The organism is Ancylobacter mangrovi, assembly GCF_024752355.1.
GTDB classification, from domain to species: domain Bacteria; phylum Pseudomonadota; class Alphaproteobacteria; order Rhizobiales; family Xanthobacteraceae; genus Ancylobacter; species Ancylobacter mangrovi.
The window spans coordinates 505,228-525,815 of record NZ_JANTHZ010000002.1; the positions used below are offsets into that span (position 1 = coordinate 505,228).

20 protein-coding genes are annotated in these 20,588 nt (G+C 70.2%); 9 read left to right on the plus strand and 11 right to left on the minus strand.

What is annotated here, in order from left to right; all coding sequences use genetic code 11:
• Positions 1 to 91 precede the first annotated feature (91 nt).
• The 3 genes from NVS89_RS07700 to NVS89_RS07710 all read left to right on the plus strand — a co-directional run bounded on the left by NVS89_RS07700 (position 92) and on the right by NVS89_RS07710 (position 2,889).
• On the plus strand, positions 92 to 439 hold the full coding sequence (locus NVS89_RS07700; RefSeq protein WP_258732017.1) for a hypothetical protein: 348 nt from the start codon (positions 92 to 94) through the stop codon (positions 437 to 439).
• Positions 439 to 912, plus strand: a complete 474-nt coding sequence (locus NVS89_RS07705; RefSeq protein ID WP_258732018.1) for a phage holin family protein — start codon at positions 439 to 441, stop codon at positions 910 to 912. The genes NVS89_RS07700 and NVS89_RS07705 overlap by 1 nt, the downstream gene beginning before the upstream one ends.
• Before the next feature lie 198 nt (positions 913 to 1,110).
• Positions 1,111 to 2,889, plus strand: a complete 1,779-nt coding sequence (locus NVS89_RS07710; RefSeq protein WP_374114547.1) for a tetratricopeptide repeat protein — start codon at positions 1,111 to 1,113, stop codon at positions 2,887 to 2,889.
• A 33-nt stretch (positions 2,890 to 2,922) separates the two neighbouring features.
• On the opposite strand, the gene NVS89_RS07715 is transcribed toward NVS89_RS07710, so the two are convergent.
• The 3 genes from NVS89_RS07715 to NVS89_RS07725 form a co-directional block, all read right to left on the minus strand.
• Positions 2,923 to 3,348, minus strand: a complete 426-nt coding sequence (locus NVS89_RS07715; RefSeq protein ID WP_258732020.1) for a DoxX family protein — start codon at positions 3,346 to 3,348, stop codon at positions 2,923 to 2,925.
• Between the two features lie 196 nt (positions 3,349 to 3,544).
• Positions 3,545 to 4,018 carry a hypothetical protein gene (locus tag NVS89_RS07720; protein WP_258732021.1) on the minus strand — a complete coding sequence of 158 codons (474 nt, stop codon included), beginning with the start codon at positions 4,016 to 4,018 and terminating at the stop codon, positions 3,545 to 3,547.
• A gap of 192 nt (positions 4,019 to 4,210) precedes the next feature.
• Complete coding sequence (locus tag NVS89_RS07725; RefSeq protein WP_258732022.1) at positions 4,211 to 5,437, minus strand: MFS transporter; 1,227 nt, start codon at positions 5,435 to 5,437, stop codon at positions 4,211 to 4,213.
• A gap of 320 nt (positions 5,438 to 5,757) precedes the next feature.
• On the opposite strand from NVS89_RS07725, the gene NVS89_RS07730 reads away from it, so the two are divergent.
• Entirely contained in the window at positions 5,758 to 6,435 is a 678-nt protein-coding gene (locus tag NVS89_RS07730; protein ID WP_258732023.1) for a L,D-transpeptidase, read from the plus strand.
• A 10-nt stretch (positions 6,436 to 6,445) separates the two neighbouring features.
• On the opposite strand, the gene NVS89_RS07735 is transcribed toward NVS89_RS07730, so the two are convergent.
• The 4 genes from NVS89_RS07735 to ygfZ are packed head-to-tail and all read right to left on the minus strand — an operon-like array spanning position 6,446 to position 9,191.
• Positions 6,446 to 6,952, minus strand: coding sequence for a tyrosine phosphatase family protein (locus NVS89_RS07735; RefSeq protein WP_258732024.1), 507 nt, complete (start codon positions 6,950 to 6,952; stop codon positions 6,446 to 6,448).
• Positions 6,953 to 6,965: 13 nt separating this feature from the next.
• Entirely contained in the window at positions 6,966 to 7,673 is a 708-nt protein-coding gene (locus tag NVS89_RS07740) for a YfbR-like 5'-deoxynucleotidase (RefSeq protein ID WP_374114538.1), read from the minus strand.
• Positions 7,674 to 7,683: 10 nt separating this feature from the next.
• The gene (locus tag NVS89_RS07745) at positions 7,684 to 8,343 is read right to left on the minus strand and encodes a DNA-3-methyladenine glycosylase I (RefSeq protein WP_258732026.1); all 660 of its coding nucleotides are present in this window, start codon (positions 8,341 to 8,343) and stop codon (positions 7,684 to 7,686) included.
• Complete coding sequence (gene ygfZ / locus NVS89_RS07750) at positions 8,340 to 9,191, minus strand: CAF17-like 4Fe-4S cluster assembly/insertion protein YgfZ (protein ID WP_258732027.1); 852 nt, start codon at positions 9,189 to 9,191, stop codon at positions 8,340 to 8,342. Before ygfZ ends, NVS89_RS07745 begins: the two co-directional genes overlap by 4 nt.
• Positions 9,192 to 9,445: 254 nt before the next feature.
• Between ygfZ and NVS89_RS07755 the strand changes: the two genes are divergently transcribed.
• Positions 9,446 to 9,856: an Ohr family peroxiredoxin gene (locus NVS89_RS07755; RefSeq protein ID WP_258732028.1), complete on the plus strand. Its 411-nt coding sequence runs from the start codon at positions 9,446 to 9,448 to the stop codon at positions 9,854 to 9,856.
• A 56-nt stretch (positions 9,857 to 9,912) separates the two neighbouring features.
• Here the strand turns inward: NVS89_RS07755 and polA are convergent, their stop codons facing one another.
• Complete coding sequence (gene polA, locus NVS89_RS07760) at positions 9,913 to 12,855, minus strand: DNA polymerase I (RefSeq protein ID WP_258732029.1); 2,943 nt, start codon at positions 12,853 to 12,855, stop codon at positions 9,913 to 9,915.
• A 126-nt stretch (positions 12,856 to 12,981) separates the two neighbouring features.
• On the opposite strand from polA, the gene truA reads away from it, so the two are divergent.
• The gene (gene truA / locus NVS89_RS07765; RefSeq protein WP_258732030.1) at positions 12,982 to 13,734 is read left to right on the plus strand and encodes a tRNA pseudouridine(38-40) synthase TruA; all 753 of its coding nucleotides are present in this window, start codon (positions 12,982 to 12,984) and stop codon (positions 13,732 to 13,734) included.
• Here truA and NVS89_RS07770 read toward each other — a convergent pair.
• Entirely contained in the window at positions 13,731 to 15,104 is a 1,374-nt protein-coding gene (locus NVS89_RS07770; protein ID WP_258732031.1) for a dihydroorotase, read from the minus strand. The genes truA and NVS89_RS07770 overlap by 4 nt on opposite strands.
• 72 nt (positions 15,105 to 15,176) lie before the next feature.
• A complete protein-coding gene (locus NVS89_RS07775) occupies positions 15,177 to 16,220 on the minus strand; it encodes a sensor histidine kinase (RefSeq protein ID WP_258732032.1) in 1,044 nt (347 codons plus the stop codon).
• Positions 16,221 to 16,480: 260 nt separating this feature from the next.
• Here NVS89_RS07775 and NVS89_RS07780 point away from each other — a divergent pair, with 260 nt between their 5' ends.
• The 3 genes from NVS89_RS07780 to NVS89_RS07790 all read left to right on the plus strand — a co-directional run bounded on the left by NVS89_RS07780 (position 16,481) and on the right by NVS89_RS07790 (position 19,380).
• Complete coding sequence (locus NVS89_RS07780; protein WP_258732033.1) at positions 16,481 to 17,299, plus strand: Crp/Fnr family transcriptional regulator; 819 nt, start codon at positions 16,481 to 16,483, stop codon at positions 17,297 to 17,299.
• A gap of 117 nt (positions 17,300 to 17,416) precedes the next feature.
• Positions 17,417 to 18,319 carry a TIGR01459 family HAD-type hydrolase gene (locus NVS89_RS07785; protein ID WP_258732034.1) on the plus strand — a complete coding sequence of 301 codons (903 nt, stop codon included), beginning with the start codon at positions 17,417 to 17,419 and terminating at the stop codon, positions 18,317 to 18,319.
• 110 nt (positions 18,320 to 18,429) lie between these two features.
• Positions 18,430 to 19,380 carry a bifunctional riboflavin kinase/FAD synthetase gene (locus tag NVS89_RS07790; protein ID WP_258732035.1) on the plus strand — a complete coding sequence of 317 codons (951 nt, stop codon included), beginning with the start codon at positions 18,430 to 18,432 and terminating at the stop codon, positions 19,378 to 19,380.
• 73 nt (positions 19,381 to 19,453) lie between these two features.
• Here NVS89_RS07790 and NVS89_RS07795 read toward each other — a convergent pair whose 3' ends face one another.
• A complete protein-coding gene (locus NVS89_RS07795; protein WP_258732037.1) occupies positions 19,454 to 19,858 on the minus strand; it encodes a GFA family protein in 405 nt (134 codons plus the stop codon).
• Positions 19,859 to 20,588 lie beyond the last annotated feature (730 nt).

The window sequence follows — 20,588 nt, forward strand, 5'->3', positions numbered from 1 at the left end:
GGAACCGCAGCGACGAACGCGGCGTTGTCGAGGGCTCGCTCAACGCGCGGCCAGGCGGCCGCGGCCGAGGAAACGCACAGGAGACCGACCCATGGCCGACCCGAATCCCCAGGAAGATTTCGCCAAGCTGTCCGCCGATCTCGCCGTGCTGCGCGCCGATGTCGCGCGCCTCGCCGATACGCTGACCACCTTCGTCAAGGCGGAAGGCGAAGCCGCCGCCGAAGCCGTGACCGGCCGGCTGCGCGAAGGCAAGGCGCGCGCGGAAGCGACGGCCGCGGGCCTCATGGATGAAGGCGCGGCCGCACTCGACGAGGCGCGGCTGCGTGCCAAGGCGGCCGGGGGCGAGCTCGGCGCCGCCATCGAGCGCAACCCTCTCGGAGCGGTGAGCGCCGCGCTCGGAATCGGCTTCGTTCTCGGCCTTCTCACCCGGGGACGCTGATGCTCCGCTTCCTGCTGAGCCTCGCCCGGATCGAGATTCGCCGTACGGCCCAGCGGGCCGCGACGACGGCGTTTCTGCTGCTGTTCGCCGCCCTTTTCCTGGCCGGGGCGATTCTCGCTTTCCTCATCGCCGCCTTCGTGCTGCTGGCCGATCGGTTCGGTCCGGCGGGGGCGGCGCTGATCCTGGCGGGCATCTGCCTGTTCCTCGCGCTCGTGCTGCTGCTGGTCGTCTATATCCGCACCCGGCGCCGCGCGCGTCCGGCCGGCAATGCCCTCCATGGGGCGCTCGGCGGCGCGATCGGTGGCATGATGCCGCCCCAGCCGGCGCCAGGCGTCGCGCCGACCGGGCTTGGTCCGCCTCCGCCAGGACAGACGGTGCCCCCGGTCGCGCCCGCCAATCCGTCGAGCTCGACCGTGATTGCGATTGCCGCGGGGGCGGCGCTTCTCGGCCTTATTCTTGGCCGACGCATATGAAACCGTGCCGACTCGGCCCGCTGCGGTTTGAGTCGGTCAGCCGTCCCTCTTTGTTGCGAGGGCCGGCAAAAAGGCCCAATCTGCCGGCGGGATCCAAAGCCGCGAGCCACGGGGCCGTGGTCCGTCTGGGTGCCGCTGGAGGTTTCCAACTTGACGTTCCGACGTTTGTCGCTGCGGCCGGGTGCGGCCATTCTCGCCATGCTCACCGCGCTCGGCACCGCGCCTGCGGCCTTTGCCGACGCGCCGCCGCCCGATGAGATCGCGCGCACCTCGCCGGCCGGCAACTATCTCGCCGCCCGCCTCGCCACCGCCGAGCACGACACGCCTGCCGCCGCCGCCTATTACCGCGCGCTGGTGCAGGTGTTCCCGAACAATGGCGAGGTGGTCGAGCGCGCCTTCCTGGCCCTGCTCGCCGAAGGCTCGATGGACGAGGCCACCGAGATGGCCCGCCGCCTCGTGCGCATGGACCCCGAGCACGGGCTCGCGCGTCTCGTCCTCGGCGTGAAGGCGATCAAGGACAAGAAGTACATCACCGCGCGCAGCAATCTGCGCCGCTCCGGGCAGGGCGCGATCGCCGAGCTCAACTCGACGCTGCTCACCGCCTGGACCCAGTTCGGCTCCGGCAACCCGCGCACCGGCGTCGCCGCGATCGACGCGCTGAAGGGCCCGGAATGGTATTCCGGCTTCCAGGATTTCCACGCCGGCCTCATCCTCGAGGCGGCCGGACGCAAGCGCGACGCCGGCAAGCGGCTCGAGGACGCGCTGAAGATCGACCCGCATACGCTGCGCGTGGTCGATGCCTATGGCCGCTGGGCCTCGCGCTCGGGCAAGAAGCAGCTCGCCATCGACACCTATGAGGACTTCGACAAGCTCTCGCCGAACGACCCGCTGGTGACGCGCGAGATCGACCAGCTCGAGGCCGGCAAGACCCTTCCGGCGCTGGTGACGACGCCGCAGGCCGGCGCGGCCGAGGTGCTGTACGGGCTCGGCGCCGCGCTCGGCCGGCAGGGCGGCGAGGACCTCGCCCTGATCTACCTCCAGCTCGGCCATTGGCTCGATCCCTCGCATCCGCTGATCGAGATCACCCTCGCCGACCTGTTCGAATCGATGAAGCGCAACGACGACGCCATCGCGCTCTATCGCAGCGTGCCGGCCGACTCGCCCTTCTACACCAGCGCCCAGATCCAGCTCGGCCTCAACCTTGATGCCGAAGGCGACCACAAGGACGCCCGCAAGACGCTGGAGGCCGTGGCCACGAAGAACCCGAAGGACCAGCGCGCGCTGATGGCGCTGGGCGACGTGCTGCGGGCGAACGAGGACTTCGCCGAGGCGGCCAAGATCTACACCAAGGCGATCAACCAGCTCCAGGCGCCGACCGGCAACAACTGGATGCTCTACTACTTCCGCGGCACCGCCTATGAGCGCACCAAGGAGTGGGACAAGTCCGAAGCGGACCTGAAGAAGGCGCTCGAGCTCAAGCCCGACCAGCCCCATGTGCTGAATTATCTCGGCTATAGCTGGGTCGACCAGGGCGTCCACCTCGACGAGGGGCTGGACATGATCCGCAAGGCGGTCTCGCTGCGTCCCGACGACGGCTTCTTCATCGACAGCCTCGGCTGGGCCTATTACCGGCTCGGGCGCTATGACGACGCGGTGCGCGAGCTGGAGCGGGCGGTCGAGCTGAAGCCGAGCGAGGCGGTGATCAACGACCATCTCGGCGACGCCTACTGGAAGGTCGGGCGCAAGCTGGAGGCGCGGTTCAAGTGGAACCATGCCCGCGACCTGAAGCCCGATCCCGACGAGCTCAAGCAGATCGACCTCAAGATTGCGCTCGGCCTCGACGCGGCGGAAAAGGCCAAGGACGGTCCCGGCAACGAGATCCACAAGACCAGCATCGACACCTCGACGACGCCGGCGAAGAAGGCCGCGGCCGAACCGCCGGCGCCCTCGAGCGAGAAGCAGGGCGGGGGCGGCTGAGCCGCCCCACCCCGTTCCACCCGGTCGTAGGCTTCAGGCCGCGACCGGGCGCCCGACGAACAGAAGCGGGCGCGAGCGCAGCGCGAAGGCGCCGTCGCCGACCAGCCACAGCACGAACGACGTTGCGATCAGGAAGGCGGGATATTCCCAGCCGCCATTGGCGCTGGAGAACACCCAGCCATTGGGGATGTGCACGCTCATCGCGCCGGCCATGAGCGGGATGAGCAGAAGCGCGACGTGGCGCGCATAGACGCCGGCGATGATGAGGATGCCGCCGGTCAGCTCGGCGAGGACGATCGGCCAGGCGAGCGCCGAGGGAAAGCCGACGCTTCCCAGATAGCCGGCAAAGCCGGGAACGGTGAAGACGAAGAGCTTCAGCAGCGCGTGGGACATCCACATCGCGCCGAGCGACAGGCGCAGCAGGAAGACGCCATAGGGCGCGGTATTCACGTCGATCATGTCAGCCTCCAACGGGTTCAGGGCGGCGATGCCCTCTGACCCCGAGTAGGCCGCATTCACTCATGCACGGCCATAGCCGCAATTACCGTTACGGTATTGCGTCGGCGCAATTCAGCTCTTCGTCGATATTAGTTTCGTCCCGCGCATGCGCAGCCGCCGGCGCACGACGCCACGCGCCTCTCGCCGCGGCCGGATGTCAGCGCTGGTCGGAAACCTGGTCGGCGCGGGCGGTGCGCGTCGTGTCGGTGCCGCGCTCGGCGAGGCGGGCCCGCCCGCTGCCGCCGCGCTTGAACTCGCACCACAGCCGGCTCGCGCCGGCGAGATTGCCGCGGAAGCTGGTGGCGCCGGTCTTTTCCAGCTCGAAGCAGGGCTGGAAGGCCAGCCCGCCGAGCTTGGCGCAGACCGCCTCCCCCTTCACCAGAATGGTGCCGGCGGGCAGCGTCACATAGCGCGCCGTGCCATGGCCGCGCATCTGGATGGTGCCGGCAACGGAGCCGTCCTTCAGGACCCGCCCGGAGCCCACCGTGCCCTCATAGCAGGTGTAGGAGAAGGTCCGGCCCATCACGAAGCGCTGGGCGTCCTGCGCCGACAGCGGATCGGCGAGCGCGCCCGGCGCGGCGGCGGCGCCGGACACACATGCAGCAGCCAGAAGAGCGGTCGCAAGGCGCATCGCAAAGGTCCATCGGTCGGATAGGGGGCTACGATGCCCCGTCAGGGCCGGCTCTTGTCAAGGCCGGACGGCACCCGGAAGGCCGTCGGACGGCCATCCTGCCGCCAGCCTGTGGCCCCGGCGCAACGCTTTCGGCACCACGGCACCTAAGGTGAAGGAGGAGAGTTAACGCCGCGCAAACGCGCTCTCGCTTCAGGCCGGCTTCAGCCCGCGCTCCACCGGCCGCTCGACGATCGGCAGGTTGATGACCGCCGAGGCGAAACTCAGCGCGACCGAGAGCCACCAGACGAGGTCGTAGGAGCCGAGCGCCTCGTACAGCACGCCGCCAAGCCAGACGCCGAGGAAGCCACCCACCTGATGGCTGAAGAAGGCGAAGCCATAGAGCATGGCGAGGTAGCGCGTGCCGAACATCAGCATGACCAGACCCGAGGTCGGCGGCACGGTCGACAGCCAGAGCAGGCCCATCACCACGCCGAAGCCGATCGAGGTCACGGGCGAGGCCGGCAGCAGCACGAAGGCCATGATGGCCAGCCCGCGCGCGAAATAGATGCCGGCCAGAAGATAGCGCCGCGGCATGCGCGACGAGAGCCAGCCCGACGCCAGCGAGCCGACCATGTTAGCGAGCCCGATGACCGCCAGCGTCCAGCCGCCGACGCTGATCGAGAGCCCGCGGTCGATGAGATAGGCCGGCAGATGCGTGGTGACGAAGGCGAGCTGGAAGCCGCAGGTGAAGAAGCCGAGTATCAGAAGCACATAGGAGCGGTGGCCGAACGCCTCGCCGAGCGCCGCCGCGATCGACTGCTGCGGCAGGTTCGCGGTCTTCGAGGCCGCAGGCGAGTTCGCCAGCGCCAGCGAGAACGGGATCACCAGCAGCATGACGAAGCCGAACACGATCAGCGTCTCGTGCCAGCCGACGCTGGCGTTCAGCCCGGCCGCGAGCGGGGGGAACAGGAACTGGCCGAAGGAGCCGGCCGCCGTCCCGGCGCCGAAGGCGAGCGGGCGCCAGCGCTCGGGCAGCATCTTGCCAAAGGCGGCGAGCACGATGTTGAAGGAGGAGCCCGAAAGGCCGAAGCCGACCAGCGCGCCGGCCGACAGGTGCAGCAGCAGCGGGGTGGAGGAATAGGCCATGAGGATCAGCCCCACCGCATAGAACAGCGCACCGACCCACAGCACCCGCATCACCCCGAACCTGTCGGCGATGGCGCCGGCGAAGGGCGTGCCGAGGCCCCAGACCAGGTTCTGGATGGCGATGGCGAGCCCGAACGTGTCGCGCCCCCAGCCATAGGTGCTCGTCATGGGCAGCAGGAAGAGGCCCGAGGAGGCGCGCGGGCCGAAGGTCACCATCGCGATCAGGCATCCGCACAGCACGACCAGGAGCGGGGCGCGCGCGGCGAGGGAGGGACGGGCTGCGGCGCTCATGTCGGACTCCGGATCCAGTCGGCGGCGCATGTCTTGCCGGTCGCGCCGCCTGCGGTTGGCGGCCATGTGACGGAACGAGAGCACCTGCCGCAAGCTAGCAATAGGGCGGCAATCCGCGGCTCGAAAAGCGAATATTATTGCGGATCACGATCATGAATATTGATGGATGGCGTTCGCCGGGAGGCCGATCTGGGGCGTTCGGGCCACAGCTTCGCACTCTCTTGCGCGCATAACGCCACCGTGAACCGGACGGGAGACCGAATTAACCGGGAGCGCTTATAGGAAAGGGCATGCCTTTCCACCCGCGAGTTTTCCTCCCCATGATCGATCGCCGCCTGTTTCTGCTCGCCGCGCCCGTCGCGCTCGCCGGCTGTACCACCACCGGCACCAGCAATCCGCGCCTCAGCGCGCTGCCGCCCACGCTCGACCCGCAATATGTGAAGATGTATGCGGCGATCAACGACGAGCCGTTCCCCGTGCCGGCGGTCGACATCTCGCAGATCGACCCGCGCTTCCTGCGCCAGGAAGTGGCCTACAGCACCCGCGAGCAGCCGGGCACGATCGTGGTCGACCCCAATGAGCGGTTCGCCTATCTGGTCCTGGCCAACGGGCGGGCGCTGCGCTACGGCGTGGGCGTCGGCAAGCAGGAAGGCTTCAACTTCCGCGGCGCCGGCACCATCGCCCGCAAGGCCAAATGGCCGCACTGGACGCCGACGCCCGACATGATCCGCCGCGAGCCGGACCGCTATGGCCCCTATGCCAGCGGCATGCCGGGCGGCGAAGGCAACCCGCTCGGACCGCGCGCGCTCTACATCTACAAGGACGGGCGCGACACGCTGTACCGCCTGCACGGTACGGTGGAGCCGTGGACCATCGGCACCATGGTGTCGTCGGGCTGCATCCGCTTCATCAACCAGGACATCATCGACCTCTACGGCCGTGTGCCCGTCGATACCAAGGTCGTGGTGCTGCCGGCGACCGGAGCGGCGGTGAGCTGACCCCGCTTGGTCAGTCGAGCGCCAGCTCGAAGGGCACGTTCTCCATCGCCTCCTCGCCCCGGCCGATGGCGGCGATGGCTTCGACCATGCGCCCCTTTCGCCCCAGTGCCTCGTCGGCGAGCGCGACCAGCAGCGCGTTCGGCGTGGCGATGGGCGAGGCGAGCCGCAGCGCGCGGGCGATGCCCGCCTCGTCGCGCCCGGGGTTGAGCGCGCAGGCGGCGATATAGGCCGAGGCGGTCGAGCGGCTGATGCCGGCAAAGCAGTGCACCACCAGCGGCGCCCGGCGCGGCCAGCGGCGGGTGAAGTTGAGGATGGCCTCGACATGCTCGGCGGCGGGATGGATCAGCCCGTCCTGCGGCGCGGTGATGTCGTTGAAGCCGACGAACAGATGGTTGCCGGGCGCGACGCAGGCCGGCAGCGCGACCGGCGTGCCGGTATTGATCACGCTCAGCACATGGCCGGCGCCGGTGCGCGTCACCGTCTCCTCGAGGCGCGAGAGCGGACAGACGTAAATCATCGGGACCTCCAGGTCATCGGCCGGCGCGGGCCGGGGCTGGCCGGGGCGCGGATGCGCCGCCCTCCTCGGCAAGCTCGGCGAAGCGGGCGAGGAACCGGGCTGCGGCCTCGTCCGCGCTCCAGGGCGCCAGATAGCTGCGCTCCTCGGCCGCGTCGAGCGGGAAGGGCTGGCCGAAGAAGCTCTTCGCCTCGGCGAGATCGAAGCCGGCGAGGCGCGTCGCCTCCAGGAAGGCGCTGGCCCGGTCGGCCGACTTGACCAGCTTCACCAGGGCCGCCGGCCAGTGCGCGGGAAGGCCGAAGCGCAGGCTCACCGCCGCGAGCAGGCGCTCTTCGACCTCGCGGTAATTGCCGCCGAGCACGGCCTTGAACGGGCTGATCATATCGCCAACCACATATTCGGGCGCGTCGTGCAGCAGCATGGCGAGCTTCCAGCGGCGATCGAGTTCCCCCCCGCGCGCGCCGGCCTGACGGCGGGCGATCACCTCCACCAGCACGGAATGCTGCGCGACGGAGAAGATGTGCGGCCCGTGGGTCTGCCCGTTCCAGCGCGCGACTCGGGCGAGGCCGTGGGCGATGTCCTCGATCTCGATGTCGAGCGGCGACGGGTCGATCAGGTCGAGCCGGCGTCCCGAGAGCATGCGCTGCCAGACGCGGGCAGGCTTTTTTCGCAGCGACTTGGCAGGGGCGGTGCCGGTGCCGACGGCGGTGACGGGAGCGGTCATCGACGGCGCCTCACGCACGCTCGCCCGGCACCGGGTCGCCCGCGGCCGGCGCGCCAAGCGTTACCTTGCCGGAAGCTCCCTTGCCGGCCCCGCCCTTGCCGTGGCGATGGCAGGAGACGACGTGGTCATCCACCATGCCGACCGCCTGCATGAAGGCGTAGACGATGGTCGGGCCGACGAAGTTGAAGCCGCGCTGCTTCAGCTCCTTCGACATGGCGGCCGCGACCGGCGAGGTGATGATCGGCGCGTCGCCCGGCGCGCGGCGATTGTCGAGCACCGGCCCGTTGATCTCCCACAGCAGCTTCGAGAAGCCCGGCCCCTTCTCCATGATGTCGAGCCATGCCTGCGCCGAGCGCACGGTCGAGACGATCTTGGAGCGGTTGCGCACGATGCCGGGGTCGGCCATCAGCGCCTCGATCCTTTCGGGCGTGTACCGGGCGATGATCTCCGGCTGGAAGCCGTCGAAGGCGCTCCGGAACCCTTCCCGCTTGCGCAGGATGGTGATCCAGGCGAGGCCGGCCTGGAATCCGTCGAGGATCAGCTTCTCGAACAGCGCGCGGTCGTCATATTCGGCCACGCCCCATTCATTGTCGTGATAGGCGACGTAGAGCGGGTCGGAGCCGCACCACGAGCAGCGGGTGACGCCGTCTGCATGCAGAAGCTCGCTCACGCCGCGCTCTCCGTTCCCGGAACGGCGAAATGCGCCCATTGCGGCCGCTCGGCCACCAGCGCGGCGCCATCCGCCTCCACCACCTGGCCGCCGGCGCGCGCATCCTCGAGCCGATCGAGGCGCACCAGGCCGAGCGCGCGCCCGTCGACGCCCGAGCCGAGGCGGCCGATGGTCTTGCCGCCGGCGAGGATGGGCGTGCCCTCCGCCGGCGCCGGGCCGCACAGGGCGAAGGGGATGATGCGGGTGCGCGCGGTGCCGCGATGCTGCATGCGGCTGACGATCTCCTGGCCGACATAGCAGCCCTTGTCGAAGTCGATGCCGCCGAGCTGGTCCATGTCCGCCTCGTGCGGGAAGGCGTCGCCATAAAGGAAGTCAGTGCCGCCCTCCGGCACGCCGAGCGCGATGCGGTGCGCCTGCCACTCGGCCTCCGGCACCATCTCTATGTTCGCCGCCTCGGCCGCCGGCAGGAGGAAGCGCCGCCCCAGCGCGGCAAGGCGCGGGTCGTCATAGGCGAAGGCGTCGACCAGCGGCTCCGATCCGCCCCAGGCCACGGCGACCACGAGATCGTCGAGGGCGCCGATCTCGACCTTGGCCCGCAGACGGTAGAGCTGGAGCCGCTTCAGGAGGTCAGCCAGCGCGAGGCGCGGCACGTCGAGGCGGAAGCCGCCTTCGGTCGCCACGACGATCATGTCGGCGACGATCTTGCCCTGCGGCGTCAGCAGCGCACCATAGCGCGCCGCGCCCGGTTCGACCGGGGTGCGGGCGGTGATCAGATTGTCGAGGAAATGGGCGGCATCGGCTCCCGCGACGCGGGCGAGCGCGCGTTCCCTCAGGACCGCGATGGGCATCGGACGGATTCCATGGGCGCTGTGGTCGAACGGATGGGCGTGCCCGCAAGCGGGCACCGGCGATGCCTAGAGGTAAGCCCTGCGACAGGTCCGGGCAAGGCCAAACTGAAACAAAGAGGGAACATGCCGACGACCTCAACCCTATTCCATGCGGATCGGCAAAATATATCGTGCAAGACATTGTTTGGTCGCCCTGTCGCACCATTTTTGCGGGCGACCCTCACATTGAAGGTCCCAACAGCAGGAGACAGCCCATGTCCACCGTCCTCTTCACCGGTACCGCCACCTGCGTCGGCGGGCGCAACGGCCATTCCCAGACCAGCGACGGCTCGGTCTCGGTCGATCTCGGCATGCCGAAGAACGGCGCGCTCGAAGCCGGCAAGACCACGCCCGAGCACCTGTTCGCGACCGGCTATGCCGCCTGCTTCGGTTCCGCCGTGGAGCTCGTCGGCCACCAGAAGAAGCTCGACGTCACCGGCGCCGCCGTGACCGTGGCGGTCTCGCTGGTGAAGGGCGACGACGGCTTCAGCCTCGCCGCCAAGCTGTCGCTGAAGGCGCCGGCGCTTACGCCCGAGCAGACCAAGGAAGTGCTCGAGGCGGCCCACCAGGTCTGCCCCTATTCCAAAGCCACGCGCGGCAACATCCCGGTCGAGCTCGCCAGCTGAGCGGCTGTTCCGGCCTCTCCCCCGGAGGGAGAGGCCGACCCCTCACTTCGACCCTCTCAGTGCGCCTCTTCCCAGTTCAGCGCCGCGCGGGCGTCGACCTTCAGCGGTACCTTGAGCGCGACGGCAGGCATGGGCGCATGCTCCATCACCCGCGTCACCACCGGGATTGTCGCCTCGATCTCCTCGTCCGGCACCTCGAAGATCAGCTCGTCATGCACCTGCAGCAGCATGCGCGCTGACAGGCCGGCCTTGGCGAGCGCCGCTTCCATGCGCGTCATGGCGCGGCGGATGATGTCCGCCGCCGAGCCCTGCAGCCGCGCATTGATCGCGGCGCGCTCGTTGAAGGCGCGGATCGAGGGATTCTTGGCGGCGATGTCCGGGTAGTGGCAGCGCCGGCCGAACAGCGTTTCCACATAGCCGTGCTCGCGGGCGAAGGCGCGGGTCTCGTCCATATAGGCACGGATGCCGGGGAAGCGCTCGAAATAGCGCTTGATGTAGGCGCCCGCCTCCTCGCGCGGGATCGAGAGCTGGTTGGCGAGGCCGAAGGCCGAAATGCCGTAGATGATGCCGAAATTGATCGCCTTGGCGCGCCGGCGCACCTCGCCGGGCATGCCCTCGACCGGCACGCCGAACATCTCCGACGCCGTCATGGCGTGGATGTCGAGCCCGTCCTGGAACGCCTGGCGCAGCGAGGGCGTATCGGCGATCTCGGCCAGCAGCCGCAGCTCGATCTGCGAATAGTCGGCCGAGATCAGCTTGTGCCCGCGCTCGGCGATGAAGGCGCGGCGGATCTTGCGGCCCTCCTCCGTGCGCACCGGAATGTTCTGCAAATTCGGCTCGGAGGAGGAGAGCCGGCCGGTCGTCGTTGCCGCCAGCGCGAAGGAGGTGTGCACGCGCCCGGTCTCGGGATTGACGTAGGTCGGCAGCGCGTCGGCATAGGTCGATTTCAGCTTCTGGAGCTGGCGCCAGTCGAGGATGCGGCGCGGCAGCTCGTGGCCCGCCTCGGCCAGCTCCTCCAGCACGTCGGCGCCAGTGGACCAGGCCCCCGTCGGGGTCTTGCGGCCGCCGGGGATCTGCATCTTGCCGAACAAGATGTCGCCGAGTTGCTTGGGCGAGCCGGGGTTGAAGGTCTCCCCCGCCATGCCGGAAATCTCCGCTTCCAGCCGTCCCATGCCCTGCGCGAACTCGCCGGACAGGCGTGAGAGCATCTGCCGGTCGATCATGATGCCGCGCGCCTCCATGCGGGCGAGCACGGTGACGAGCGGGCGCTCCAGCGTCTCGTAGACGCCGGTCTTGCCCTCGGCGACGAGGCGGGGTTTCAGCACGCGCCAGAGCCGGAACGTGACGTCGGCATCCTCGGCGGCGTAGTCGGTCGCGCGGTCGATCGCCGCCCGGTCGAAGCAGATCTGCCCCTTCCCCTTGCCGCACACCTCCTCGTACTTGATCGGCGTATGGCCGAGCCAGCGCATGGAGAGCGGGTCCATGCCGTGCGGCGAGGCGCCGGCGTCGAGCACGTAGGAGATCAGCATCGTGTCGTCATAGGGGGCGAGCTCGATGCCGAGCCGCTTGAAGATCAGCCAGTCATATTTGAGGTTCTGGCCGATCTTCAGGACGCCCGGATCCTCCATCAGCGGCTTCAGCGCCGATATCGCCTCCTCGAGCGGGATCTGGTCCGGCAGCAGCCCCTCGCTGAACAGCCCCTCGTCGCCACCCTTATGGGCGAGCGGGACGTAGCAGGCCTCGTTCGGCGCGGTGGCGAGCGAGAAGCCGACGATCTCGGCCTGCATCGGGTCGAGGCCGGTGGTCTCGGTGTCGACCGCGACCGTGCCGACCTCGTAGCCGCGCGCCACCCATTGGCGCAGCCGCTCCAGCGTCGTCACCGTCTCATAGGCCGAGCGGTCGACCGGGGTCGCGGTCGCCTCGGCGATGCGCGCGGCGGAGAGCGCCGCCGGCGTGAGCGCACGCTCGGCGGTCGGGGTCGCCTCGACGTCGCCCGGCACGGCGGAAGTGCCGGTCTCCGGGTCGAGCCCGGCCATGAGCTGGCCGCTCTCGCTGCCACCGGTCTTGAGTTCCGGGTCCGGGTCGACGGCGCCGGCGTCGATCTCGTAGGCGTCGGCGACGCGGCGCGTGAGGGTGCTGAACTCCATCGCCTTCAGGAAGGCGATGAGCCGCCTGCCCTCGGGCTCCACCACGGCGATGTCGTCGAGCGGCACGTCGAGCGCGACGTCGCGCTTCAGCGTCACCAGCTCGCGCGACAGGCGGGCCTGGTCGGCGAACTCGATCAGGTTCTCGCGCCGCTTGGTCTGCTTGATCTCGCCCGCGCGCGCGAGGAGCGTGTCGAGGTCGCCATATTCGGCGAGGAGCTGGGCCGCGGTCTTCACGCCGATGCCGGGCACGCCGGGCACGTTGTCCACCGAATCGCCGGCGAGCGACTGCACGTCGACCACCTTTTCCGGCGCGACGCCGAACTTCTCGAACACCTCCTCGGCACCGATCGCCCGGTCCTTCATCGGGTCGTACATGCGCACCCGCTCGTCGACGAGCTGCATCAGGTCCTTGTCGGAGGAGATGATGGTGACCAGCGCGCCCTTGGCCTTGGCCTGCTCGGCATAGGTCGCCATCAGGTCGTCGGCCTCGAAGCCGTCCTGCTCGACGCAGGCAAGGTCGAACGCCCGCGTCGCCTCGCGGATCAGCGGGAACTGCGGGACGAGGTCCTCCGGCAGGTCGGGGCGCTGCGCCTTGTAGAGCGGGTAGATCTCCTTCCGGAAGGTCTGCTCGGACTTGTCGAACACCACCGCGAGGTGGGTCGGCGCCGGGGAGAAGCCCTGCGCGCGCACCAGCTTCCACAGCATGTTGCAGAAGCCCGCCACCGCCCCGACGGGCAGCTTGTCCGAGGTGCGGGTGAGCGGGGGCAGGGCGTGGTAGGCGCGGAAGATATAGGCGGAGCCGTCGATCAGGACGACATGATCGCCGGCTTCCAGAGGATCGTGCTCGGGCATGGGGGGCTCCGGTTCGGCCGCGCACGATGCCCGAAGCGCCTGCGCGCGGCAACCGTCGCGACGGCGCGGAACCGATGCGCAGGCCGGGGGAGATGACGGGCGGCGCGCGGAAGGCTAGAGAGCGCCATGCCCCGTTACAAGCTCACCATCGAATATGACGGCACGCCCTTCGTCGGCTGGCAGATCCAGGCCGAGGGGCTGAGCGTGCAGGGACTGCTCGCCCGGGCGGCGGAGCGCTTCGCCAGCGAGCCGGTCGCGGTGCACGGCGCCGGACGCACCGATGCGGGCGTGCACGCCACCGGGCAGGTGGCGCATGTCGAGCTCTCGCGCGACTGGCGGCCCGACACGGTGCGCGACGCCATGAACGCGCATCTGCGCCCGCACCCGATCGCGGTGCTGGCGGCGGAGGCGGTCGCCGACGATTTCCACGCCCGCTTCTCGGCCACCGGCCGGCGCTACGTCTACCGCATCATCACCCGCCGGCCGGACCTCGCGCTCGAGCGCGACCGGGCCTGGCGGGTGCTGCGCCCGCTCGATGCGGAGGCGATGGCGCAGGGCGCGGCGCGGCTGATCGGCCGGCACGACTTCACCACCTTCCGCGCCGTCGGCTGCCAGGCCGCTTCGCCGCTGAAGACGCTCGATCGGCTGGAGGTGGAGCGGGTGGCGATCGAGGGACCGGGGATGGAACTGCGCGTCCATGCGCAGGCGCGCTCCTTCCTGCATCACCAGGTCCGCTCCATGGTCGGCACGCTGGTGAAGGTCGGCGAGGGCGCGTGGACGCCGGACGACGTCACCGCCGCGCTGGAGGCGAAGGACCGCGCGCGCTGCGGGCCGATGGCCCCGGCGGCGGGGCTCTATCTCGCCGAGGTGACCTACTAGCCGAGCCGCTCCAGCAGGGTGGGCGTGCGCTTCGGCGCGGCGGCGCCGAGCGATTCGAGGAAGCGCACCGGCGTCCCGCCCGACGGGGTGACGAGCTCGCCCTCCCACATCACCCGGCGGCCGCGGATGAAGGTGCCGACCGGCCAGCCGGTGACCTCGACGCCGTCATAGGGCGTCCAGCCGGGCCGGGAGGCGATCCAGCCATTGCGGATGGTCTCGCGGCGCTTCATGTCGACGATGGTGAAGTCAGCGTCGTAGCCGACCGCGATCCGGCCCTTGGTGGCGATGTTGAAGATGCGCGCCGGGCCGGCACTCGACAGGTCGACGAAACGCTCCAGTGTCAGGCGCCCAGCATTCACATGGTCGAGCATGATCGGCACCAGCGTCTGCACCCCGGTCATGCCGGAGGGGCTGTCGGGATAGGGCTTGGCCTTCTCCTCCAGCGTGTGGGGCGCGTGGTCGGAGCCGAGCACGTCGACCACGCCCTCGGCCAGCGCCTGCCACAGCAGCGGCTTGTGGCGCGCCTCGCGCACCGGCGGGTTCATCTGGACCAGCGAACCGAGCCGGCCGTACCAGTCCGCATCCATGGTCAGGTGATGCGGCGTCACCTCGACGGTGGCGACGTCCTTGTGCTCGCGCAGGAACGCCATCTCCTCGGCGGAGGTGACGTGCAGCACGTGGACGCGCTTGCCCTCCTCGCGGGCGAGGTTGACGAGGCGGGTGGTTGCGGTCAGCGCCGCGATCTCGTCGCGCCAGACCGGGTGCGAGGAGGCGTCGCCCGGCACGCGCAGGTGCCGGCGCTCGGCGAGGCGCGGCTCGTCCTCGCAGTGGAAGGCGGCGCGGCGGCGGATCACCTTGAGGATCGCGCGCACGCCGGGATCGTCGGCCACCAGCAGCGAGCCGGTGGAGGAGCCGATGAACACCTTCACCCCCGGCACGCCGGGCAGCATCTCCAGCTCCGGCAGGTCCTTCACATTGTCATGGGTGCCGCCGACGAAGAAGGCGAAGTCGCAATGCATGCGCCCGGTGGCGCGGGCGAGCTTGTCCTCCAGCGCACCGGCCGAGGTGGTGAGCGGGCTGGTGTTGGGCATCTCGAACACCGCCGTCACGCCGCCCATCACCGCCGCGCGCGAGCCGGTCTCCAGGTCTTCCTTGTGCTCCATTCCCGGCTCGCGGAAATGCACCTGGGTGTCGATGACGCCGGGCAGGATCGTGAGGCCGGTGCAGTCGAGGGTCTCGCCGGCCTGGGTGGCATCGAAGCTGCCGATGCCGGCGATGCGGCCATTGACCACGCCGACGTCGCGGGCGCCGACGCCGTCCGGATTGGCCACGGTGCCGCCCTTGAGCAGGAGATCGAAGGTCTGGGTCATGGAATCCTCGGGCTGGTTTCGTGGCGGCGATCGCCGAGCCGGTTCGCCGCCTTCTAGCAGACCTCGCCCGGCCTATTCGACCCTGAATTCGACATGGGCCGCCGTGCCGGAGCCGCCTTCCAGCCGCAGCGTGCCGCCGAGCTGGGCCGCCAGCCCCTGGATGATGCGGAAGCCGAGGCTCGAACGCGAGGAGGGATCGAAGTCGACCGGTATGCCGCGCCCGTCATCGGTGATGGCGAGGTCGTAACGGCCGGCGCCGAGCGGGGTGATGGCGACGTCGATCCGCCCCGGCTGGCCGGGCGCGAAGGCGTGCTTGAGCGAATTGGTCACGATCTCCGCCACCAGCATGGACAGGGTGGTGAGCTGGGTGATGCGCAGCCGAAGGTCCGGCGCCTCCACCGTGCAGGTGATCTCGCGCGCGCCGGCGGCATCGATGAGGTCGCGGCACAGCTCGCGCAGATACTGGCCGGTCGGCATGTCGAGCTGCTCGGGCGCGTAGAGCCGGCGATGGATGCGCGCGACGGTCTCGAGCCGGATGCCGGCATCGTCCAGTACGGTGAGCGCGACATTGGGGTCCGCCGCCGCCTGCCGCCGGTGCAGGGTGAGCAGCGCCGCCACGAACTGCATGTTGTTGGCGACCCGGTGCTGCAGCTCCTGGAACATGATGCGCAGGCTGCCATTCAGCCGGGCGCTGGTCTCGCGCTCGGCGCGCAGCGTGTCGGCGGCGGTGAAGGTGAAGTGGATCAGCACGATGTCGAGGGCGGCGATGCCGACGAAGAAGGCGAGCGCCATCAGCGCCTGGCCGTTGTCGAGCCGCATGCCGACCGAGGGGCCGATGAAGAAATGCCAGGCGGCAAAGGTGGAGAGCGCGGCGCAGGTGATGCCGGGCCGCAGGCCGCAGAAGAAGGTGGTGAGGATGACCGCCGGGAAGAAGGTGAGGAAGGGAAAGCCCGGCGGCAGGATGCCCTCGAGCGCGAACCGCAGCAGGAGGGCGGCGCCGAACATCGCCACGCCCGCCGCGTCGCCGCGCCAGGGATGCTCGCGCAGCGGCCGCGCCAACCGGACCAGCCGCCAGAAGAACGGATCGGAAGCGGCGTCGCCGGCCGGCTCAGCCATGGGCGTATGCCGGCACGGCTGCGAGGCCGCACCCGGCCCTGCCGGCAACCCACGCGACGACGGCGCCGGAACCGGCGCCTGCGGCAGCCCGCCCCACCCGCATCGCCACCGCGCCCTCGATGATGACCGTCTCCGGCACCCTGCCCACTCCCGAAAATCGATCACTCTTCTAGGCGTCCGGCACGGTGAGTTCTGCGTACAAGTGAACATTTTGCTCCCCTCCGCGTTGGAGACGCGCGGACGGTGGAGGAGTGGAAGCGATGCGTCGGAGCGAGGAAGCGAGCGGCGAAGAGCACGACAAGAGCGGTGAGCCGTCGTCGGGCGGCAACAATCTGCTCGGGGCGTTGCGCCCGGCGGATTTCAACCTTCTCAAGACCCATCTCAGGCGCATCGACCGGCGCCCCGGCGCGGTGCTCTACGAGCCCGGCGACGAGGTGCGGCACGTCTATTTCCCCTGCGGGCCGACGCTGATCTCCTTCATGGTGGTGCTCGACGAGGGCCGGCCGGTGGAGATCACCCCGGTCGGGCGCGAGGGCGCGGTGGGCGGCATCGTCAGCCAGGGGCGGCTGCCGGCCTATGCCCGCGCCGTGGTGCAGATCGGCGGGCCGATCCTGCGCCTCGACACGGTGGAACTGGAGCGCGCCAAGAGCGCCTCGTCCAGCCTGCGCAACCTGTTCGCGCGCTATGCCGACTGCCTGCTGGCGCAGGTGTTCCAGTCGGTCGCCTGCAACGCCGCGCACAGCATCGAGCAGCGCACCGCCAAATGGCTGGTCGCCGCGCTCGACCGCACCGGCGGCGACGATGTGCGCCTCACCCAGGAGCAGCTCGCGTCGATGCTGGCGGTGGGGCGCTCCTATATCGGCCGGGTGATCCAACAATTGCGCGACAGCGGGGCGGTGGAGCCGCGCCGCGCGCGGCTCGTCATCCGCGACCTGCCGAAGCTGCGCGCCATGAGCTGCGGCTGCGACGAGACCGTGCGCCGGCATTTCAACGACGTGCTGAGCGGGGTCTATCCCGCCGGCAACGAGGTGCCCGGCCACGGCATGGTGGTCACCAACGGTCCGCTGTTCCGCCCCTGAGCGAGAGCCGCCGGACCGCGATGGACGGCGGCATGCGGGCGTGACGCCGGCGCCGCGCATGGCCGGGCCGCGCCGGAGCGGCTTGTGCGCGCCCCGCGCTCGTGGCAATCCCCGGCCATGACATCTGATCCGCGCCCCGCCTCCCGCCCCGGCGACATCCCGCCGGTCATCACCTCCTTCGCCGGACTCGCGCCGGGCTACGACGTCATCCTGTGCGACGTCTGGGGCGTGCTGCACAACGGCGTCGCCGCCTTCGCGCCGGCAGCGGACGCGCTTGAGTGCGCCCGCGCCGCGGGGGCCACGGTGATCCTGGTCTCCAACGCGCCGCGACCGCGCGAGGGGGTGGCGCGCATCCTCGACGGGCTCGGCGTGCCGCGCACGGCCTACGACACGATCGTCACCTCCGGCATGGTGACGAACGCGCTGCTGGCGGAGCGCCCGGGGGTGCGGATGTGGCACCTCGGCCCGGAGCGCGACCTTGGCATCTATGACGGGCTCGACCTCAGCCTGACCGGGTTCGAGGCGGCCGAGCTGATCGTCTGCACCGGCCTGTTCGACGACACGGTGGAGACGCCGGACGACTATGCCGCCACGCTGAAGGAAGCGAAGGCGCGCGCGCTGCCCTTCATCTGCGCCAATCCCGACATCGTGGTCGAGCGCGGCGGCGACCTGATCTGGTGCGCCGGCGCCATCGCCGAAGCCTATGAAGCGCTGGGCGGCGAGGCGGTCTATTGCGGCAAGCCGCACCGGCCGATCTACGACACCGCCTTCGCCACCGCCCGCGCCCTGCGCGGCACCGAGACCGCACCCGGGCGCATCCTCGCCATCGGCGACGCGCTGCGCACCGACCTTGCCGGCGCGCTCGGGGCGGGCATCGACTGCCTGTTCGTCGGCGCCGGGATCCATGCCGGCGAGCTCGGGCTCGAGCACGGCGCCGAGGTCGACCCGAAGGCGCTGGCGCGGTTGCTGGCCGACGGGCCGGGGCTGCCGGTCGCCGTCACCACGCGGCTCGCCTGGTAGCGCGCGGGGTTACTCCGGATTGACGCGGGCCGGCGGGCGCGCCAGTTATGCGCCATGGCGCGGGCCGGCGTGGCCCGCCTTCCGATGCCGCGTGCCCGCCTGTCGCCGAGATGATGCAGCCGATCCACCGTTCCCATCCGTTCCGCGTGCTGAGCGGCAGCGAGGCCCTGCCGGCCGAGCTCGCCCATCCCGTGGTCGCCATCGGCAATTTCGACGGCGTGCATCGCGGCCACCGGGCGGTGATCGGCACCGCGCTGGAGCAGGCCCGCTCGCTCGGACGGGCGGCGCTGGCGGTGACCTTCGAGCCGCATCCGCGCTCCTTCTTCCGGCCCGACGAGCCGGTGTTCCGCCTCACCCCGGCGCCGATGAAGCTGGCCCGGCTGGCCGAGACCGGGCTCGACGGCGCGGTGGTGCTGGGCTTCGACGCCGCGCTCGCGGCCAAGGACGCGGAGGCCTTCGTCGCCGACATACTGATCGGCCGGCTCGGCGTCGCCATGGTGGTCGCCGGCTACGACTTCCATTTCGGCAAGGGCCGCGGCGGCTCGCCGATCTTCCTGCGCGAGGCCGGTCGGCGCCACGGCTTCCCGGTCGAGATCGTGCCGCCGCTGCTGGACGAGGGGGCGCAGATCTCCTCGAGCGCGATCCGCGCCGCGCTGGAGCAGGGCCGGGTCGAGCAGGCGGCCGACATGCTGGGCGCGCCCTGGGCGGTCGAGGCCGAGGTGATCCACGGCGACAAGCGCGGGCGCGAGCTCGGCTACCCGACCCTCAACATGCGTCTCGACCCGGCGATCACGCTCGCCCACGGCATCTATGCGGTGACGGTCGAGATCGACGGCACGGTGCACAAGGGGGTGGCGAGCTTCGGCCGCCGGCCGACCTTCGACGACGGCGCGCCGCGGCTCGAAACCTTCGTGTTCGACTATGCCGGCGACCTCTATGGCCGGGTGCTGCGGGTCGCCTTCCACGCCTATCTGCGCCCGGAGCTGAAGTTCGACAGCATCGAGGCGCTGATCACGCAGATGGACGAGGACAGCGCCCGCGCCCGCGCCGCGCTGGGCTAGGGCTCGCCCGCGCAGGGTGGTCGCCGAAGCGGGCTTGCGGCGGCCGTCGTTGCCAGGGCCGCCGGCCATAGGCTTATTCCCCGATGATCCGGGCCGGCCGCACATAGTCGAAGCCGCCTTTGCCCGGCCAGGATCGCCCGTCGGGATAGCGCAGTTCCGTTCCGGCGAGGTCCTTCTCGTCCGCGAGGCGCATATTGACGCCCATCTGGCTGTTGCCGAACCGTGAGACGGCACTCGCGGTCAGGACGAAGTGCGTGGTCGACCCGCAAGTCGGGCAGAAGTGGATTTCGGCCGCCGGGTCTTCCTTGTCTTCCCGGCTATATCCGTTCGTCACCCCTTCGACGCCGACCTCCGACGGGCTGAAATAGGCCCATCGGGCACCCGATTTGCTGCAAAGGGTGCAGTTGCACGCGTTGATGAACGCGGGCGGCGCTGGAATATCGACGCGGACACGGCCGCAGAGGCAGAAAAATGTCATCGTTTTCGATCCCGTCAGACGGTGCCTTGTTTCACAGCCGCCGCCGGCATTCCACCACGCCCTGACCTCCGCGCTCCTTCCCCCACCCAGCACCGAACCCCCGCACCCCTCGCGGGGCCGGGCGGATGACGGCACGGGGCGCCCTCCAGGAGGGCGCGCGGGGCGCCGGGGCGGAACGCTCCGGCGGTCGCCTGCACCGTGTGGGAAAAGGTGGTGCAAGCCTTTAGTCAACCGTCCGACGCGCCGCTCCCGGCGCCCCGCACGCGGTGTTTGAGGCTTGCTCCCTGCGGCCCCCGGAGGACTTACCGTTGCTATCCTCCGCTGTGGCGCGGCACGCCGCCCGGTGGACCGCGGTGATGCGGCCCGGGAACGCAAGGCTTGGGCCGCCACGGGCCGAGGGTGCGTTATCCCTTTTCCCATGGCCACCGCCCCCGTCCCGCGCGAGCCGGCCGCTCCGGTTGCGCCCCCTTGCCGGGACAGGTGCGGGCATTATCGCCCCGCCCCTGGGGGGTGCGGATAAGTTTCTCTGGGAGGGGATGGGAGGCCGGAGCTGCGGCTGTCCGACTGGTAAGGGATCGGAGACGGCCCACGCCGGGTGAGGATGCGCGCTACAATCCCACCCGGCCTTCAACCTCGCCCGCCGCCGTGGGGCGACCCCGCTCCAGCGGGAAGAGGTGGGGGAAGGGGCAGGCCGGCCCGCTCCCGCGCCGCACCCCGGTGCCACCCCGGT

Coding starts and splice junctions, on each gene's coding strand:
- NVS89_RS07700 (WP_258732017.1), top strand. CDS start 92: ATGGCCGACCCGAATCCCCAGGAAGATTTCGCCAAGCTGTCCGCCGAT.
- NVS89_RS07735 (WP_258732024.1), bottom strand. CDS start 6,952: ATGATTTACGTCTGTCCGCTCTCGCGCCTCGAGGAGACGGTGACGCGC.
- ygfZ (WP_258732027.1), bottom strand. CDS start 9,191: ATGCCCATCGCGGTCCTGAGGGAACGCGCGCTCGCCCGCGTCGCGGGA.
- NVS89_RS07775 (WP_258732032.1), bottom strand. CDS start 16,220: ATGGCTGAGCCGGCCGGCGACGCCGCTTCCGATCCGTTCTTCTGGCGG.
- polA (WP_258732029.1), bottom strand. CDS start 12,855: ATGCCCGAGCACGATCCTCTGGAAGCCGGCGATCATGTCGTCCTGATC.
- NVS89_RS07785 (WP_258732034.1), top strand. CDS start 17,417: ATGACATCTGATCCGCGCCCCGCCTCCCGCCCCGGCGACATCCCGCCG.
- NVS89_RS07725 (WP_258732022.1), bottom strand. CDS start 5,437: ATGAGCGCCGCAGCCCGTCCCTCCCTCGCCGCGCGCGCCCCGCTCCTG.
- NVS89_RS07710 (WP_374114547.1), top strand. CDS start 1,111: ATGCTCACCGCGCTCGGCACCGCGCCTGCGGCCTTTGCCGACGCGCCG.
- NVS89_RS07740 (WP_374114538.1), bottom strand. CDS start 7,673: ATGACCGCTCCCGTCACCGCCGTCGGCACCGGCACCGCCCCTGCCAAG.
- NVS89_RS07755 (WP_258732028.1), top strand. CDS start 9,446: ATGTCCACCGTCCTCTTCACCGGTACCGCCACCTGCGTCGGCGGGCGC.
- NVS89_RS07720 (WP_258732021.1), bottom strand. CDS start 4,018: ATGCGCCTTGCGACCGCTCTTCTGGCTGCTGCATGTGTGTCCGGCGCC.
- NVS89_RS07705 (WP_258732018.1), top strand. CDS start 439: ATGCTCCGCTTCCTGCTGAGCCTCGCCCGGATCGAGATTCGCCGTACG.
- NVS89_RS07730 (WP_258732023.1), top strand. CDS start 5,758: ATGATCGATCGCCGCCTGTTTCTGCTCGCCGCGCCCGTCGCGCTCGCC.
- NVS89_RS07795 (WP_258732037.1), bottom strand. CDS start 19,858: ATGACATTTTTCTGCCTCTGCGGCCGTGTCCGCGTCGATATTCCAGCG.
- truA (WP_258732030.1), top strand. CDS start 12,982: ATGCCCCGTTACAAGCTCACCATCGAATATGACGGCACGCCCTTCGTC.
- NVS89_RS07770 (WP_258732031.1), bottom strand. CDS start 15,104: ATGACCCAGACCTTCGATCTCCTGCTCAAGGGCGGCACCGTGGCCAAT.
- NVS89_RS07780 (WP_258732033.1), top strand. CDS start 16,481: ATGCGTCGGAGCGAGGAAGCGAGCGGCGAAGAGCACGACAAGAGCGGT.
- NVS89_RS07715 (WP_258732020.1), bottom strand. CDS start 3,348: ATGATCGACGTGAATACCGCGCCCTATGGCGTCTTCCTGCTGCGCCTG.
- NVS89_RS07790 (WP_258732035.1), top strand. CDS start 18,430: ATGATGCAGCCGATCCACCGTTCCCATCCGTTCCGCGTGCTGAGCGGC.